General features: G+C 50.1%; 15 protein-coding genes and 1 tRNA gene. 6 read left to right on the top strand and 10 right to left on the bottom strand.

Features of this window, described 5'->3' with window-relative positions; genetic code table 11:
- Positions 1–216 precede the first annotated feature (216 nt).
- The 7 genes from WKI47_RS10375 to WKI47_RS10345 form a co-directional block, all read right to left on the bottom strand.
- Positions 217–2,457 (bottom strand): helix-turn-helix domain-containing protein, encoded by a 2,241-nt coding sequence (locus WKI47_RS10375; protein WP_340227056.1) that lies wholly within the window; start codon positions 2,455–2,457, stop codon positions 217–219.
- 89 nt (positions 2,458–2,546) lie between these two features.
- Positions 2,547–3,704, bottom strand: coding sequence for a glycoside hydrolase family 88/105 protein (locus WKI47_RS10370; protein ID WP_340227055.1), 1,158 nt, complete (start codon positions 3,702–3,704; stop codon positions 2,547–2,549).
- Between the two features lie 197 nt (positions 3,705–3,901).
- Positions 3,902–3,984, bottom strand: a tRNA-Leu gene (locus WKI47_RS10365).
- Between the two features lie 142 nt (positions 3,985–4,126).
- Positions 4,127–5,827 carry a methyl-accepting chemotaxis protein gene (locus WKI47_RS10360; protein ID WP_340227054.1) on the bottom strand — a complete coding sequence of 567 codons (1,701 nt, stop codon included), beginning with the start codon at positions 5,825–5,827 and terminating at the stop codon, positions 4,127–4,129.
- A gap of 764 nt (positions 5,828–6,591) precedes the next feature.
- Complete coding sequence (locus tag WKI47_RS10355; RefSeq protein ID WP_340227053.1) at positions 6,592–7,272, bottom strand: stalk domain-containing protein; 681 nt, start codon at positions 7,270–7,272, stop codon at positions 6,592–6,594.
- A gap of 75 nt (positions 7,273–7,347) precedes the next feature.
- A complete protein-coding gene (locus WKI47_RS10350) occupies positions 7,348–7,584 on the bottom strand; it encodes a hypothetical protein (RefSeq protein ID WP_340227052.1) in 237 nt (78 codons plus the stop codon).
- 336 nt (positions 7,585–7,920) lie between these two features.
- Entirely contained in the window at positions 7,921–9,738 is a 1,818-nt protein-coding gene (locus WKI47_RS10345) for an APC family permease (protein WP_340227051.1), read from the bottom strand.
- A 326-nt stretch (positions 9,739–10,064) separates the two neighbouring features.
- Between WKI47_RS10345 and WKI47_RS10340 the strand changes: the two genes are divergently transcribed.
- The 6 genes from WKI47_RS10340 to WKI47_RS10315 all read left to right on the top strand — a co-directional run bounded on the left by WKI47_RS10340 (position 10,065) and on the right by WKI47_RS10315 (position 13,257).
- The gene (locus WKI47_RS10340; protein ID WP_340227050.1) at positions 10,065–10,247 is read left to right on the top strand and encodes a hypothetical protein; all 183 of its coding nucleotides are present in this window, start codon (positions 10,065–10,067) and stop codon (positions 10,245–10,247) included.
- A 232-nt stretch (positions 10,248–10,479) separates the two neighbouring features.
- Positions 10,480–10,848 (top strand): NucA/NucB deoxyribonuclease domain-containing protein, encoded by a 369-nt coding sequence (locus tag WKI47_RS10335; RefSeq protein WP_340227507.1) that lies wholly within the window; start codon positions 10,480–10,482, stop codon positions 10,846–10,848.
- A 103-nt stretch (positions 10,849–10,951) separates the two neighbouring features.
- Positions 10,952–11,311, top strand: a complete 360-nt coding sequence (locus WKI47_RS10330; RefSeq protein WP_340227049.1) for a hypothetical protein — start codon at positions 10,952–10,954, stop codon at positions 11,309–11,311.
- A gap of 32 nt (positions 11,312–11,343) precedes the next feature.
- On the top strand, positions 11,344–11,481 hold the full coding sequence (locus WKI47_RS10325; protein WP_340227048.1) for a hypothetical protein: 138 nt from the start codon (positions 11,344–11,346) through the stop codon (positions 11,479–11,481).
- Positions 11,482–12,108: 627 nt separating this feature from the next.
- Positions 12,109–12,429 (top strand): hypothetical protein, encoded by a 321-nt coding sequence (locus WKI47_RS10320; protein WP_340227047.1) that lies wholly within the window; start codon positions 12,109–12,111, stop codon positions 12,427–12,429.
- Positions 12,430–12,630: 201 nt separating this feature from the next.
- Complete coding sequence (locus WKI47_RS10315) at positions 12,631–13,257, top strand: FMN-dependent NADH-azoreductase (protein WP_037289827.1); 627 nt, start codon at positions 12,631–12,633, stop codon at positions 13,255–13,257.
- Positions 13,258–13,445: 188 nt separating this feature from the next.
- Here the strand turns inward: WKI47_RS10315 and WKI47_RS10310 are convergent, their stop codons facing one another.
- The 3 genes from WKI47_RS10310 to WKI47_RS10300 all read right to left on the bottom strand — a co-directional run bounded on the left by WKI47_RS10310 (position 13,446) and on the right by WKI47_RS10300 (position 16,499).
- Complete coding sequence (locus WKI47_RS10310) at positions 13,446–13,670, bottom strand: hypothetical protein (RefSeq protein ID WP_340227046.1); 225 nt, start codon at positions 13,668–13,670, stop codon at positions 13,446–13,448.
- 502 nt (positions 13,671–14,172) lie between these two features.
- Entirely contained in the window at positions 14,173–15,339 is a 1,167-nt protein-coding gene (locus WKI47_RS10305) for a DUF2264 domain-containing protein (protein ID WP_340227045.1), read from the bottom strand.
- On the bottom strand, positions 15,333–16,499 hold the full coding sequence (locus WKI47_RS10300; protein WP_340227044.1) for a glycoside hydrolase family 88 protein: 1,167 nt from the start codon (positions 16,497–16,499) through the stop codon (positions 15,333–15,335). The genes WKI47_RS10305 and WKI47_RS10300 overlap by 7 nt, the downstream gene beginning before the upstream one ends.
- Positions 16,500–16,576 lie beyond the last annotated feature (77 nt).

The raw sequence follows: 16,576 nt of genomic DNA, 5'->3' as shown, positions 1-16,576 counted from the left end.
CCGCATTGTAGCGCTTTTCTCTGGGGGAGAATGAGCGACAAGTGCGGCTTTCATAGGGTGGAGTAGACTTTAAGAAAATCGGGTAACGCGCTTTTTGGTGTGACGCGTGACGGTGCGCGGTGCGTTAATCGCGCCGGATTTTCGAGATCGTTGGGCGAACCCTTCTTAGGGCGTGAAGGGTTCGCAATGTGGATAGGGTGGGATTTTCGAGCGCGGTTAACGCACTTCATTAATCATATTTCTTTTCTGTCTCCGATAATCTCCCGGCGTAATCCCGGATATTCTTTTGAACACACGACCGAACGTAATCGCATTCGCATAACCCACTTGAAGGGCGATATCCTGAAGCGGGCATTCGGTCTCCAGTAACAATCGCTCGGCTTCCTTCATACGCAGCTCGGTCACGAAATCCACGAACTTCATATCGAACTCGGTCTTGAACAGATAACTAGCATATTTGCCCGAGATTTGGAAACGGTCGCTTAGATGCTTGAGAGACAGGTCGGGATTAGCGAAGTTTTCTTCGATGTATGTCTTCATTTCGCTGACCATTGCGCGATAGCTTTTGGTTTCGCTCGCCGAGACATACAAACGGAACAGGTCAGTCAAGTAGTCTGCCAAAATGCTTTTCACATCGGCTAAGGTTGCAGCATCCTGAAGACGCTGCTCAAGTCCTGCCGTCTGCGCATCCGATAACCCTTGTTCCAATCCTTCGGACATGACGGCGACTTCGCGGCCCAGCATTTGCAGCAACGCCTGGATCAATGAAAGAATCGCCTCGTCTTTTACGAAATCCTGTTCAAATCCGGCAAACAACAGATCCAACTGCTCCCGCCATTGACCGTTCGACATTCGGAATTGCTTGACCAACTCCGCGATCGTTTGTAAGTAGCGGTACGTCTCCAAAAGTTGGGGTGCGGAATCCTCGGTATCTGCCAGCATGACGTCGTCGCTCAAAAGCAGCTTATGCCGCATAACGGACTCGGCAGCCTCATAGGAGACCCGAATGCGCTCCGCCGACTGCACGATAGGACCGATCCCGCAGCAAAGCGACAATCGGAGATGACTGGCTACCCACTCCTTATAACTTTCGGCGAGTCTACGCAGCTCCTCTGTCGTCTCCGCATCGTCTTCTCCAGCGAGAAAAATAACCGCAAGCCGGTCGCTTCCGACCCATTCGGCCCAAGCCTGAAGCTTTGCCCCCCGGGATAGTTCCTGGAAGACATTCATCAAGGCATATTTAAGGGTGTTCTGATCCCCTCGGGTATACCGATCGCGGAAGACGCTCTCATATCGCTCAATCTCATGTACGACAACGGCAAAACGCGAAGACGCAGAGACTCCGATTAAAGGAGAAAACGTTTCGAGTTTGCTGGCTGCCTGTTCCGTACGCTCTCCCCGCAATAGCTCAGTAAATAACCGGCTGCGCTGGAGCAGCTCGTTTTCCCGGCTTTTCTGCTCGTAATCTTGGGTATGGTGAATCAGATTCTCCAATACGCCGTCGATTAGCTTTAATTCATCCGTACGTTTTTCTCCTTGATCCATCGCCCGAATCTGGTACGCTTCAATGCGATTCATGATCACCTGCACGGGTTTGTAGTTGCGTCGTGTGATGTAGATCAGATACAGAATCGCGCAGACCACGGTTCCGATCGCGATCGCGACCCACAGATAGGAGATCACGGATACCCATCCGAACAAACTGGCTGCCCGAATCCCGCTGGAGAACGTCCAACCCAGTCGATTCAGCTTTAGTTCGTTGAGGGCTTTGCCATCCCCTTCTTCGGCATGGGCTTGATAAACCAATTGTCCATCCGCATTGGCAATCGTGACAAACGACAACTGTTCATTGACCATATTGTCGATCAGACGCTCCAACGCGCTCATTTTCAAATTGATGACCAACACGCCGTCCGTTCCGAACGGAAGCGGCATATTCTTGTTGATCGTCAGCACCCGAACCGGCTGCACGGAAAAGCCTGACGTATACTCCCGTAATGGCTGCCAACCCGGTGTCAATTCACCTGAGTTGATCTGCTTCAGCCAGTCTGCATCGGAAAAGCCGGCAGCCTCTGTACGGCCACTTTGAGTTAAAACGCTTTCATTTTTTCGATCATAAAGATAAACGGATTCGATGTATAGGGAAGCATCCGTCATGCTGCGCAAACTGCGTGCGATCGCATAGACGTTGGCCGTTCGGTCCCCCTCGGGTTCATTAAAATAAGCTTTGTAAGCCGAAGTTTCTTCTACCGCTTCGAGCACCGATATTTCCGCTTCTTGTACCGCGCGATCTACATTGTCCACCAGATAACGAGAAGCGACGCCGTCGGCTTTCTTCGTCTCTTGACGAGAAATATCGTTCACGAACACGAAAGAGGCAAAAATCAAAATAGTGACGGTCAGCAAAAAAATCGGAAAATAAGACAGCAATAGCCGTCGGTACCATGTTCGGGACAATGGACGACTCCCTTCTCGCACATTAACGATTCAACCGCACTTGAATCATTAGAACGATATAATGATGACGACTTTCAGCAATCAGCCACTTAACTTCGGTACAGCGCTTCGCCAAGTAAAGCAATCGCCAATGCCTGGCCATATGCCATCGGTGCCATGACAATCTGCGCATAATCTTCACGCAGCTTCCCGATCGGCGTGCCCGCGGATACCCCTTCCACCGAACCGTCTTCTCCGATTCGCGCCAATACAGCCTCGACAGCCTTCATCGCCGCCTCGGCAAAATGCTCATCCAACAGACCCCGTCGCACCCCGAAAAGAATACCTGCCGCGATTGCGGCAGAACCGGAAGTCTCGGTATAGCTTGCCGGATCATCCAGCAAGGTATGCCAAAGACCGTCTTCATGCTGCAATCGCAGCAACGCTTCACCTTGAGACCGGAACGTCTGGGTCAGGTAAAGAAGCACGCCTTCATCCAGATAGGGACGCATCAGATCGATATATTCCGGCAGTCCCAGCGTAAACCATCCATTACCGCGACACCAAAAGGCTTCGCTAAAATTATGACGTCCGGTAAAGTTCCAACCGTGGAAAAAGAGTCCGGTCTTCCGGTCATACAGATATTTAATATGTAGCAACAGTTGATGCAGCGAAGATTGTCGCCAATCCGCACGGTCATATTTAACCCCCATTCTGGCTGTAAACAAGATCGCCATGAACAGGGTATCGATCCAGATCTCATTCTCGTTCAACGTGACTTCAGCGGCTGTAGCTCCCGTTGTCATATGCTGATAGCCATTCTCTTCTGTTCGCGGCAACCCTTTTGCCAACCATTCGGCCCATTCCAGACTGAGCGCTTCGGCTTCCGGCAGCTCCATCAGGGATAAAAGAGGTGCTGTCGTATTGATGTTACGGCTAGGCAGTCCTTCCTCCAGCCGCTGAACCATCCAAGGCTTGGCATACTCGGAAAAACGCTCATCCTCAAAATACGCACCGACTTTCGCCAGTCCGTAGAGTCCGATGCCTTGCGGCCAATCCCAGACATCCATGCCAAAATCACGAGCGAAATAACCTCGACGCGCTGCTTCTCCGTCAAGCGCTTTCAATTCATCTTCATTGTCAGGGCGTTGCAAGTTCATGAGCCTCTGGGTGACTTTGTCCAACGCTTCTACAATCCGATCTCGCGGCTGCCCGTTTGGTGCCGGAATTCTATTCAACTTCGCTTCCATGGCTTTATTGCTATTCATGTCCTGCCTCCGTCCATCTATTTATGTAATTCGTAAGCCAGGCAGCTCCGTTCCATCGAACTGCATAGCAGCAAGAAATTAAGCGCTTACTTTCTTGTTATCACTCATTATAACATCTGCTTCATCGCTGCAACACAAAAAAACGTCGCGTATCTTTTACCCGAAGTAAAAGATACACGACGTTCTGGCCTTACAGATGCCGAGGACCGGACTCGAACCGGTACGGGAGTACTCCCGGCAGATTTTAAGTCTGCTGTGTCTGCCATTCCACCACCCCGGCATAATGAAGGAAATCATTTATTGCCGACTTGAAAGATCATAGCATGATTTTCCTGACTATGTCAATAAAAAGCCGTATACATGTTGCTACATTTATTAAAAATGAAGCTCAGGCATACGGCTAATGAAAAGCATAGTTGAAATTAGATTTTAAAGCGGTTTACATTGGTGTACAGTTGCTCGGCCGTCTCGGACAACGAAGACGAAGAGGACGCGATCTCTTCCATCGAAGCCAGTTGCTGTTGCGTCGCAGCCGATACTTCTGTCATTCCCGACGAAGCTTCTCCGGCAATGGTCGAACTTTGGTTCACGTAATGCAGAATCTCGGTCGTGCTGGCAGACATTTCTTCCGCTCCGGCCGATACTTCTTCGATATCCCCCGCTACCTTGCCAACCGCTTCAAGAATATCTTCGAACGCTTCGCCGGCTGCCGATACCATCTCGATGCCTTTGTAGACTTCGCGGTCGTTCGCGTCCGCTGCTTCGATCGCGCTGCTTGTATCGGCTTGAATCAGCGATACCAGTTCCGTGATCCGTTTTGCCGATTCGGACGATTGTTCAGCCAGCTTGCGTACTTCATCTGCCACAACCGCAAATCCACGGCCGGCTTCACCCGCACGCGCTGCTTCGATAGCTGCATTCAGTGCCAACAGATTCGTTTGCGAAGAGATTGCCGTAATATCGCTTGTAATCATGCCGATTTCTTCCGAACGCGTACCCAGCTCTTTTACGACACCGCTCATGGATGTTACGGATTCACGGATCGAGTCCATCTGGCTGATCGCCTGACGAATCGCCTGGTTGCCGCTCTCGGATTTGTGTGCCGCTTCAGCCGCCGACGTTGCAACGGTCTGCGCACGTTCCGCAATCTGTTCCGCGCCAAGCGACATTTCCTGCATCGCTTGCGAAGACGTCTCGGCAATATCAACCTGGCGAACCGTGCCCGCCGCTGTTTCTTGCACCGTTGCCGCGATTTGCTCCGAAGCCAATTTGTTTTGTTCGGCGCTTGCCGTCAATTGTTCCGACGAAGCGGCAACCAGTTCGGAAGAAGCGGCGACGGATTCGATCAGTTCGCGCAGGCTATGCGACATATCGTTGAACGACGAAGCCAGCGCGCCGATCTCGTCGCGGTTGCGGACTTTCAGCGGTTCGCCCGTCAGATCGCCTTCCGCGATGCGTTCCGCCGCTTTTTGGACGCGTTTGAGCGGCATAGCGATCATACGGCCGAGCAGCACGGCGATCAAAGCGGCCAGCACGACAGCGGCGGCACTGACCACGATAATAATCGTCGTAGCGAAAGCCGCTTTGTCCGAAGCTTCCTGCGTCATGCCCTGTGCTTGGCGATTGTCCAGTTCGATCAATTGCGTAATCGTATCGTTCGCCGTATTCCACGACTCGAAGATCTCGCGGTGCAAATCGCGCGCCGTTTCCGCATTGTTGTTTTGCGCGGCCTGAAGCAGATTCGGAACAGCTGCGATATACGCGTCATAGTTGGACGAAAACCCGTCATACAACTGCTGCTCCTCGTCGCTGCGGATCAATTGCTGATACTGTTCGCGTTCTTGTTCGATCTTGCTCAGCAAAGCCGTATATTTATCCTGGATTTCGGACACGTTGCTCGAACGGCTTTCGACCATCATATTCAATACGAGACGCTCCACGTCTGAAACGTCGCCGTTCATCGTTCCCAGCAGCGTTACGCTCGGCATCCATTTGGTATTGACTTCTTTGGCTTGGTGTCCCATGCCATTCAAGTTGCTCAAAGCTACGAAGACAACAAGCAAAAGCAGCAAAATAACCCCTAAAAATCCACTCAACAGTTTGGTTTGAATCGACATTTTCATTTCTTTTTCTCTCTCCTGTCTATGATTGTTGCTACAAGATGCACATAAGCCGTTCATAACCGTTCACGGACATTTATTTTAAGCCTTATTTATTATCGACGAAATTCGTCAAAATTTTATATGAAGAATCGGATTTCGTTTTTTAATTATCCGGCAAGCTCGATTCTTTATTAGATAACTTTTGTGAATTTTTCACCTTTTTATTCTTTAATACGGAGAACAAAAATCCGGAAAAGTTTATTGAAAAAAGGGTTGGCAACGCGTTTACGCTATGCTAATATAGTCCCAACAAGAAAGGAGGTGCGTTCACATCTGTAACAGTATGCTGAACGTATCCCTTACCCAAGTCGGTGCAGCTCTTTAATTAGAGATTGCCCGGCGGCGCGGGATACGGAAGCTAAGAAAGCAATAGCGCCATGGGTAGAAAAGCCGTCCTCCGGGACGGCTTTTTCTTTTTGCGCCGATGTTTAAAAGGCTACCTCGATTTGAGGTAGCCTTCATATTGTCGGTGAAGTCAGGTTGGAGCGGGAAGCGAGAAGACTCCAGGAGAAATTCGTTAGCGGATGCTTACGAAGTGGCTTTCTCCGAAAGCCTGTAGGTCGCGTGTTGAAATCGGGAAAATAGGATTGAACTTTTATTTGTATTTTCCCGATTTCAAAGGCGAACATTTCATTCCTTCACTGAATTTCTCTCTCCGTCTTCTCGCTTCTAGTTACGTTAGACTTTCTCGTCGATCTGTTCATGCTACTTTAGCATTTTTTATATTATTTAAGACTTCCACCTACGAATAATTGATCACTCTCTCCGACCCCTCCTGAAACAGAGATCATCAGTTTTTTGGCTGCTTGAATATCTACGGTCACGTTTTGAGGTGCCGAAGCCGCAGCAATTTTAATTTCTTTAAAAACAATCTCATTTTCATCCATAATTTGAACAGTGAGCTCACGTTCATTTTCAATTCCCGCAAAAGTCAATTCCGCCGTCTGGTAAGCTCCTTTTGTCAATAAGATAGCTTCCCTGCTTGCCGAGTTGATACCACTGAATAATAAGCCTGATTTATAGTCTTTGCCTGCTTGAACAGTAAATTGTTTATCCTTCGTTTTCTGTACAGAGTAATCATTTTCCAACGTAAACGAGATCAAATCCACAGAATCTTGCTTCTCGCCCACGTAGATTGTGTTGCTATCCTTCTTCCAATCCACTGCAACGCCCAACAGATCAGATACTGCTCGTACCGGCAGATAAGTCGAGCCGTTGTATGTGATCGGCGGGGTCTTGTTCCCGGCAGCATCTTTAGGCGTCCATTCCAATCCTGCGCTCTCCAGCTTGACTCCCCAGTTCAAAGCTGCGGTGATTTTCTCGGTTACAGGTGCTGCACCTGCGCCGATCGCCGCTCCCGTTAACAATGTACCCGCCAATATTGTAGCAAAAACCTTCTTCTTCAACCCAATCTCTCCTCTATTAGCAATTTACGGATTGATTGTATACCAAGTTAGCTAGCAAACGATATGAAATAAATCTCACCCATGCAAAGTAATCGATCGATTATTCTTCTCCATCTCTCGCCGCCGAAACGGCGAAGGCTTACACGCCAGAATCCGATCCTTGCGAAACGTTCTCCGTTCCCCGCTCGTCAAACAAGTCGAATACACCAACTCACCGCGGATACCGTGCACTTCGATTCTTCGCTGCGATAAATTCCCATCCTTATCCATATACACGATCTCCACGACTTCTCCCACATATTTCGTCGGCATATCCAAACCCTCCATTCAAAAAAGAACATGTGTTCTATACTTAAATTATATAGGAACACATGTTCTTTATCAAGCCAACAAATCCTTTTTCTCTACACAAAAAAGCCGCCGATTACAACCGGCGGCTTTGCTCTTCTTCCCCCAAACAATCCTGTACGCGCCGCAAAAGCGAAGGGAAAAATTCAGTGAAAGACGCCTTTGAACGCGGAAAACCAAAGGTTTTCTGCGTGAGACAGCGTCTTGTGAAGCATTTCGAAGAAATGCACTTCGGAAGCATATGCTGGTAATTTCTCCCGCAGCGCCTCAACCAAGCGGACCAGAATCCCCTCCCCTCTTCTACTTATGAAGGTGAAACGGTACAGTCGTTACAATAACGTCCTTATAGTTAAGCAGATAAGCCCTCATCATCAAGCTTGTTTGATTATGCAGCACCGCTTCCCACCAGTGCTTTGTGATAAACTGCGGAATCAGCACGGTAATATTGTCCTGTTCGCCTTTTTTCCATTCTACGGTATCAATGAACTTGCGAAGCGGACGCATGATGCTGCGATAACGGGATTTGAGCACGATCAGGCGGATGCCGGGGTCCCATTCTTCCCACTTTTCCTCCATCTTGCGAATCGACTCGTCATCAAAGCCGATATACACAGCCACTACGCTATCCGACAGTGTTTTGGCGTAGCTGACCGTATTGCGAACAACCTGCGTAATGCCCGACACCGGAATGATAACCGTATTGCCTTTGACGCAAGGTTTGTCGACCGCAAGGTCAATCCGAAGCTGATCGGCCGTATTTTCATAATGCCGGTGAATCTTCGCGAACAGATAGACGACGATCGGCAGGAAAATGAACACGACCCAGACCTGCGCGAATTTGGTGAAAACGAAGATTAACGTAATAGACAGCGTCGTCAGCATCCCGATCGTATTCACGACGAGCTTGCCTTGCCAGCCTTTCGGTTTGTGTTTGATCCAGCGGATCATCATACCGAGCTGGGACAGCGTGAACGGAATAAATACGCCGACGGCATACAGGGGAATCAGGCTATCCGTATTTCCTTCAAACACGACGACCAAAATAGCCGACATGACGCTCAAGAAAATAATCCCGTTCGAGAAACCCAGACGGTCGCCACGCACCATGAACATATGCGGCAGATATTTATCCTTCGCCAGCATGAATGCCAGCAGAGGAAACGCGGAATAGGCCGTATTGGCCGCAAGGAACAGAATGATCGCCGTCACGCCCTGAATCATAAAGTACATCCAGCCGCGGCCGAACGTCGCTTCGGCAATCTGGGAAATGACCGTCGCCTTCTCGTCCGGACGGATGCCGTACCAATAAGCGAGCAGCGTGATTCCGGTGAACATCGCGCCCAGGATCAGCCCCATCATTACCAGCGTAGCGGCCGCGTTTTTCGGAGCCGGATCGCGGAAGTTCGGAATGGCGTTGGAGACGGCCTCTACGCCAGTCAGTGCCGAACAGCCCGAGCTGAACGCCTTCAGCAGCAGGAACAGGCTGACGTTCGAGATGGTCGCTTCCATCTGCGGAGCCGCCGCCGGTGCGCCTCCCGTGAAGTAATTGATCGTGCCGATGATAATCAGCAGGAAGATCGATACGACGAACGCATAGATCGGAATCGCCAGCACGGATGCGGACTCGGTCACGCCGCGCAGGTTCATCAGGGTCAGGAAGACGATCATGGCGAGCGCGATCAGTACGCGATCGTCATGCAATACCGGGAAAGCTGATGTGATCGCATCCGTGCCTGCCGAGGAACTTACGGCTACGGTCAGAATGTAATCGACGAGCAGCGAGCCGCCGGCGATCAGGCTTGAAAATTTCCCGATATTATCTTTGGCGACGATATAAGCACCGCCTCCGGTCGGATAGGCAAAAATCGTTTGGCGGTAGGAGACGATCAGAATCGCCAGCAAAGCCAGCACCGCCAGAGCAATCGGCAGCGAGTACCAGAGCGCAGCAGCTCCGGCCAGGATGAGGACAATAAGGATTTGTTCGGTTCCGTACGCGACGGAAGACAATGCGTCTGACGAAAGAATAGCCAGTGCTTTGAGCTTGCCGAGCTTTTCGCCCTCGAGTTCGTTCGATTTCATCGGTCTGCCGATCAGAAATCTTTTGATTTTGCCTGTCATGGTTGGTTACTTCCTTCTTTGGTTGATGTCGTAAGTTAGAGGTTCGATCGCGGGTACGCTAACCACCCGAAGCAGAATCTACCGCTTTACTTTAAGGATTTCATCCATAATTAGCAATCTCAGATTAATGCCGTTTTCATTCGTTTTCGTCCTTTTTTTCACACTTTCAAGATAAGGCATCCTCGCCGCGAAGCACAGCGCGTTCAATCTCATTCGCACGCTGAAATTCATGGTTTATGGACATACGCACATGAAATTTCATGAAATGTTTCATCCAGGCTAAGAACGTGTATGGTTTTAACAAACCAGTAGAAAGGGTGAGAAGCATGACTAGAGATCCCCAAGCCGAAGTGAAGGACAAAGGGCCCGGCCCTGACGGCATTCCCGAAGCCGATCCCCGCTACGAGGATACGGACCCGGGCGAATTCAAAAAAGTGACGCAGGACAATCTGACCCGCGACGAAAGCCTAATTGTTGATCCTGAGGATTCCGAGGAATACGATCGGTAGATTCGATAGGTTTGCAGCGACGTGTTTGCTTGAATATCGGCAAATTTTCGTACACGAATAAGCCTTTTTTCCGGTATAATGAAGCTTCGACTACCGGCTAAGGAGGCTTTTTCGTGTGAGTAAAAAAAATTCCCGTAAGAAAAAAGGTCGCGCACCGTCGCTAATTACGATTGTAATCGCAATTGTACTGGCTTTATTCGCCCCTCAAATCTATAAGGTGGTAGGTCCTTTATTGGATCTGGATGTTGATTTTGGTAATACGGGGACACCTGCCGGGGAAGTTGTGACGCTCGAATTTCCGGTGGATCGTTACCCGAAGACCGCTGCACATATCCAAAATGCCATCAGCAAGGGAGAATCTGCTGTTTGCACGATTGATCGCGACGGTGCCAAAGAGAACCGGGAAGAATCGCTGCGCGGCATTCCGACGAAAAAAGGCTTGGACCGAGACGAATGGCCGATGGCGATGTGCGAAGAAGGCGGCACGGGTGCGGATATCGAATACATTCTTCCTTCCGATAACCGTGGAGCCGGTTCCTGGGTCGGTAATGCTTTGGAGAACTATCCGGACGGAACGCAGGTCGAGTTTTCTTTTCAATAGGAAACGAAGACACATACTCGTGACTTGTCTCGCTTGACGGTCTATTCGCTTTTTACCATAATTAATTAGGAACGTTAATTCGAAAAGAAATGGAGGCGGCGGCATGCAGAATAAGCAGTTAAAACCTTATACCAACGTCGCCGTTCTTCTGTTGTGTTTGCTTTTTGTCTTGCTGCCCGATATTCGCTTTGCCGCTTCGGATCTTGTTTCGCCAGAAACGGAGCTGCGGCACTCGGCGTATCATGTGCAGTATCACTATACCCCCCCTGCCGCGCATCATCCGACGACTTACCCGGACACGCCCGGTCTGCCTGCTTTTCTCTGGCTCTCGTCGGCTTGTGTGGCACTTGTGCAGCGGAATCTCCATGCAGACTCGCGTATTCCGATTCTGTGTAAGCACCGGATGCTGAGGCCGCTCAAATTCAGGTGTTCGTTCGTGGCTCTTTTCCGGTTTGCGATCTGAATTCAAGTTCGCCCGGAAAGGAGGAAACACTGATGTCTAAAGGAACTTTGCACCGTACGGAAGATCATCACAAGCAGGAAGGTCTGATCATGGTTCGCGAGTTGCGCACGATTCTGTTCTTTACGTTGGGGTCGATTGCGGTTGTTGTGGGATTGTCGTTCTTTATGTAAAAGGGGACGTTCTGTTTGTGCGAAACCGGGGCTACGGGAGGAGATCGTTCAAAACGCTGTCTCACTCGGAAAACTAACTGATAGAAATTCTAGGGGAGGTTTTCCGAGTTCAAAGGCGTTTTTCACTGATCTCCTCCCTCCGCCCTCTCGCTTCGCTCGAAACAGAGCCTTTTAAATAAAGAAGCCGTTGAGAGTAAGAGGATAAAGAAGTAAGAGAATTGACGACAAGGCTGCTTTAAAAGTCGATAACGGCTTTGAGGCAGCTTTTTTTGTTTGCGAAAAGGGTGGCATCGGATAAAAAGCAAAAAAGAGCCCCGGCGCCTAGGCGTCGGGGCTAAAGTCTATGTTACAGAGGGGTTGTGTCATTAATATATCCAGTTAAGCTTAAGCGTACCTGATAGAAACCTGAAGATTATATTAAAATTTCGGAAAAGAGCAAATACGGTATCGAAAAGGCTTAATCGGGCTTCTGCGATGTAGTGGTTTGCTTGCCAGAATGCCGAGAAAATCACGCACGCGCGGAAAAAGAAAAGGCTTCGGGAAAAATTGCCGATGTAGGCTTCGGAAGCGCTTCTTCTCGCAATGATTCTATTCGCGTATTGAAATAAGTGCTCAAAGACACTTATTTTGTTCGATTTACTGCCGATTGTTCAAATAAGCGCGGATATACAGCTATTTGAAGAAAAGAAGCGTAAAAAAGCAGGATACGGAGAAATTAAGTGTATATCTGCATCTATTCTTCCGAAATGGATTAATTCGAAGAAAATACAAAGAAAAGCTGCCGGGCAGGTCCGGCGCGACGGGAAGCAGAAAAACGGAGAAAGAAAGTCAGCGAAAGACTTGAAGCATTTCGAAGAAATGCACTTCGGAAGCCTGTGCCGGCAATTTCTCTCGGAGTCTGCTCTCTTTTCGCTCTCGCATAACTTTTTCCACGGCCTGAAAAACTAGTAACTTGACCAACCCAACCTTACATTCGATTTGGTCAAGCTGCTGGGCCGTATACGCAAAATCAGGCGACGTACATCTTTTGCGTACACGTTCTAGTAACTTGCTTTCTTTTTTGCTAAAAAGGGTTGACGGTTATTTTTATTTCATATACTATAATTAAGAAAGTAAATACTAAAGATATTGTTCAGGAGGAAATTATCCATGTCCCACGTTCTTTTCGTAAAAGCAAACAACCGCCCGGCCGACCAATCGGCAACGGTAAAACTGTACGACAGCTTCGTACAAAGCTATAAAGCCGCTAACCCGAACGATCTGGTAACTGAACTGAACCTGTTCGAAGCCGATCTTCCTTACTACGATAACGATATGATGACTGGCCTGTACAAAGCAGCTAACGGCATCGAAGCCACTTCGGAAGAGCAACGCCTTGCGGGTCTGGCTAACACCTACCTGGACCAATTCCTGGGCGCTGACAAAGTCGTGTTTGCCTTCCCACTGTGGAACTTCACGATCCCGGCTCAACTGCTGACTTACCTCTTCTACCTGAACCAAGCAGGCAAAACGTTCAAATACACAGCTGAAGGCCCTGTAGGCCTGGTAACCGACAAAAAGGTTGCTCTGCTGCAAGCACGTGGCGGCGTGTACTCCATCGAGCCGATGAGCGGCATGGAAATGTCCCTGAACTACGTGAAAAACACATTGGGCTTCTGGGGCATCCAAAACCCTGAGACTGTTGTTGTCGAAGGACACAACCAATTCCCGGACCGCGCAGCTTCGATCATCGAAGAAGGCGTTAAACAAGCGGCTGAACTGGCTGCCAAATTCTAATTCGACTTTTCTTTCAAAAAGGTTCGCTTCGGCGGACCTTTTTTTGCGCGCGGTTTTGCCAAGCCTCTCCGTATCAGATAAAAAGCCCCGCCCATAAAGGACGAAGCTCGTATAGCCAACGCCTCGGTCATTCAAAGGCGTTAAGCGTGTATATGCGATTAATATACTTAGTGACGGTTCGATTATGATTAGTGGCCCGGAACTTCCGTACTTGAAATGTCTTCGATAGAGAGTTCCTTCAATTCTCCCCATTTGCCGATGGTCAGCTTGCCGCCTCCCAGATCGAGTTCCGTAATTTGTCCCACGAACAGCTCATCTGAGCTATACACCCGAATCACGACAAAGTAGCCATTCGTAAAAATACGCTGCAAGTCCGCGTGCACCTTCGTTACGTTCCGTTCTTCGATTTCCATATGAGTCTCCTTAATAAGGACCCACAAACGGACAGTCCGAACTGTTGAATAAGCACGGCTATCAAGTTGTACTCCTTTTGCAATACCCTAACTGTAGCATTCCGATGTGATAAAAAGCAAACTTTTTTCAAGGACGAGATGTTTCGGCGCGTGAAAATCGGGTAAAGTATTGAGTTGATATGTTATATTTTCCACAACGCAGGCGTCTTGATGCAACTTTCGACTTTTTTATGCGTAATGGAAATTAGAGTATGATTCCAGAGCGACGGGAGAGGAAAAAACATGGCAGGAAGAGCGCGGTATAGACGGAGAGAGCGTGAAGGGAAATTCAGCGTATTGCTCGACTTTTTCGACATTTTAATCGAAGTACTGGCTTTTGCTCCAAGACTGATTTTCGGATTTTTCCGAATCCTTTTCAAATTGTTCGATTGATTCAACAATGTCAAAGAACCTGCTCCTTTTGCTCAAAGGACGCAGGTTCTTTTAGGGTAAGCCGGCAAAATCAAAGATACAGCGCCTGGTCCGCCTGGATACGCTCTCCCGCCGCTACTTTCGCCGACGTCCATTTGGCATCTTGTCCCGCCCAAAAAGGATCATCATGCGAAAGCCCGAGCGGCAGGAACACGGTCGAGCACAAGTACAAACTCCCTGCGCTAATGTAGCCTTCCGCCAGTTCCGGCTGATATCCGTACAAGCCCGGCGTCAGCCATCCCTGCTCGTCCAGCGTTCCGGGAGATTCCATGATGCGCCGAATCACAGCGGTTAACGCGCAGCGTACCTGCTCCGGCGCAATCTTTTCCTCCAAAAAATGCTGAAGAGACGCCTGAGCCAAATGCTGGAACGCTCCGAAACGATACACGATTGAGCGGCCGATCGGCGGATACGTGCCGTCCGGTGCGATCATATGCTCCAGCACCGAGGCGTAACGCGAGGCTCTCGCCAGCACGGTGTCGGCCATCTCGGCGTAACCGGGCGATGTATCGCAAAGGAGCGCCACAAGATCCACCAGCATCGGCTGAATCACGAAGCTGTTGTAATAATCCCAATGGAAGTCTTTGCCGTCTCCGTACATGCCGTCGCCTTTGTACCAGTCCATATGCAGATGCAGCGCCAGATCGATGCGCATTCGGTCATACTCCTCTTCGCCCAGTACGTGCAACGCCGCTTCGACCATTGCGCTGAACAGCAGCCAATTCGTTTTCGGCGGAACGGTGCGGCGTGTACGGCGCAGTTCTGTCATCAGCCGCTGCTTCACGGGTTCAGGCAATTGACCGGCGATCGCTTTCGGGGCGCGAACCAGTGCATGAGCCAGGAAAGCGGCATCCACCAGCGGCTGGCCGATATCGGAAAAGTTCATGTAATCCGGCGAAGAGGGGTCGGTCGCAGAGTCGATGCCATCCAGCACCTTTTTGGCATGTGTAGCTCTCCGTTCCTCTTCCTCGCCTTCAAGCCCCTCCGACTCCAACCAGGGCGCCATGCCGCAGATCAGTCTTCCGAACGCCTCCAGACACGCGTACGGAGCGCGGTCCGGATGAAACTCAAGCGGCAGACGCTCCTTCAGCTTACGTTCGCCGAGCGCATTTAGCACAGGGTCCGCAATCTTCAGCATCGTATCCAACCAATACTGCCGGGTCTTTTTTCCTTCGGCTGTTTCTTGTTTGTCTACCATAGGTGTTTATCCTGATCCAAAAACCGCAGCACGGCTTCGATAAAGAAGTAGTCGCCGTAGATAATCGGGATTTCGTGTTCTCCGCCATGATAGGCAACCGTTCCTCCGCCGACGATGCCGTCCTCTTCCGGGTTCCAGTTCACGAATTTCGCCTCGGTTGCCTGTAACATACGGAATGCGGCTTTGACATACAGAGAACGTTCATATTCCGGTACCGCTCCGGCAATCTCCAGCAAGCCGCAAGCCGCGCACATCGCCGCCGTCGTATCGTACACCACCGGCTCGGCGGGCGCGCGGAAGTCGACCAGCGGCAAATCGCCTGTCGAAGCCACATTGGCGATAAAGTAATGCGCGATACGTTTGGCGGCGTCCAGGTAGTCATTGTTGCCCGTATGACGATGGCTCAGAGCCATGCCGTACAACGCCCATGCCTGCCCTCTGCTCCATGAAGAACCGCTTTCGTAGCCTTGTCCGCCCGGATTTTCCAAGACGGAGCCGTCAGCCGGATCGAAAATCATAATATGGTTCGACGAACCGTCTCCCCGCAGCGTCGTACGCAATACCGTATCCGTATGCAGAATCGCGATGTCCCGGTATCTCGGGTCCTGCGTCTCGTCGCTTGCCCAGTACAGCAGCGGAATATTCATCAGGCAGTCGATAATCATCCAGCCGGAGCGGTTATGGCCCGGATCGTCGTTCCAGGCACGCAAAAACTGTCCAGCCGGATTGTAGCGTCCTGCCAAAATATTCGCCGCATGCAGGCCTCTTGTCCGGGAACGCGGATTGCCGGTCAGCCGATAGTCGGCAACCGCAGAATGCAGCCACATGAACCCGACATCGTGATGCAGACCGTCGAAGCCGTGGAGCGCGGTGTCCAGCCGTTCCTCGACCTGTTCCGCCGCAGTGCGGTAAGAGGTCTCCCCGGTCGCCTGATACATCTGCCACAGCATGCCCGGCCAAAAGCCGTTCGTCCACCAATAAATATCTTTTTCGCCCAAGTCTTCGTAACGTCCATTAACCGGAATGTACGGGATATTCGCACCGATGCGCGCACATTCTGCTTGCATCTTACTTTGAAGCTTGCTCCACGTACGCTCCAACCATACTCGGTCTTCCTGATTGATTTGCTGATTGACCTGCTTTTCGACATTCATATTCATGTTTTTTCACTCCTTCGTCAACGTTCTGTCCTCTCTACCTTCTCCTTTACTATAAAATCTTGCAGAGATGCAAAGCG

The organism is Saccharibacillus sacchari (genome assembly GCF_037722395.1).
Classification (GTDB): domain Bacteria; phylum Bacillota; class Bacilli; order Paenibacillales; family Paenibacillaceae; genus Saccharibacillus; species Saccharibacillus sacchari_A.
Note: the sequence above shows the minus strand (reverse complement) of the source record. Positions and strands in the feature narration are given on the sequence as shown.

Excerpts from the sequence above, each read along its gene's own strand:
- WKI47_RS10370 (WP_340227055.1), bottom strand. The coding sequence starts at position 3,704 with ATGAATAGCAATAAAGCCATGGAAGCGAAGTTGAATAGAATTCCGGCA.
- WKI47_RS10360 (WP_340227054.1), bottom strand. The coding sequence starts at position 5,827 with ATGAAAATGTCGATTCAAACCAAACTGTTGAGTGGATTTTTAGGGGTT.
- WKI47_RS10350 (WP_340227052.1), bottom strand. The coding sequence starts at position 7,584 with ATGCCGACGAAATATGTGGGAGAAGTCGTGGAGATCGTGTATATGGAT.
- WKI47_RS10345 (WP_340227051.1), bottom strand. The coding sequence starts at position 9,738 with ATGACAGGCAAAATCAAAAGATTTCTGATCGGCAGACCGATGAAATCG.
- WKI47_RS10340 (WP_340227050.1), top strand. The coding sequence starts at position 10,065 with ATGACTAGAGATCCCCAAGCCGAAGTGAAGGACAAAGGGCCCGGCCCT.
- WKI47_RS10330 (WP_340227049.1), top strand. The coding sequence starts at position 10,952 with ATGCAGAATAAGCAGTTAAAACCTTATACCAACGTCGCCGTTCTTCTG.
- WKI47_RS10325 (WP_340227048.1), top strand. The coding sequence starts at position 11,344 with ATGTCTAAAGGAACTTTGCACCGTACGGAAGATCATCACAAGCAGGAA.
- WKI47_RS10315 (WP_037289827.1), top strand. The coding sequence starts at position 12,631 with ATGTCCCACGTTCTTTTCGTAAAAGCAAACAACCGCCCGGCCGACCAA.
- WKI47_RS10310 (WP_340227046.1), bottom strand. The coding sequence starts at position 13,670 with ATGGAAATCGAAGAACGGAACGTAACGAAGGTGCACGCGGACTTGCAG.
- WKI47_RS10305 (WP_340227045.1), bottom strand. The coding sequence starts at position 15,339 with ATGGTAGACAAACAAGAAACAGCCGAAGGAAAAAAGACCCGGCAGTAT.
- WKI47_RS10300 (WP_340227044.1), bottom strand. The coding sequence starts at position 16,499 with ATGAATATGAATGTCGAAAAGCAGGTCAATCAGCAAATCAATCAGGAA.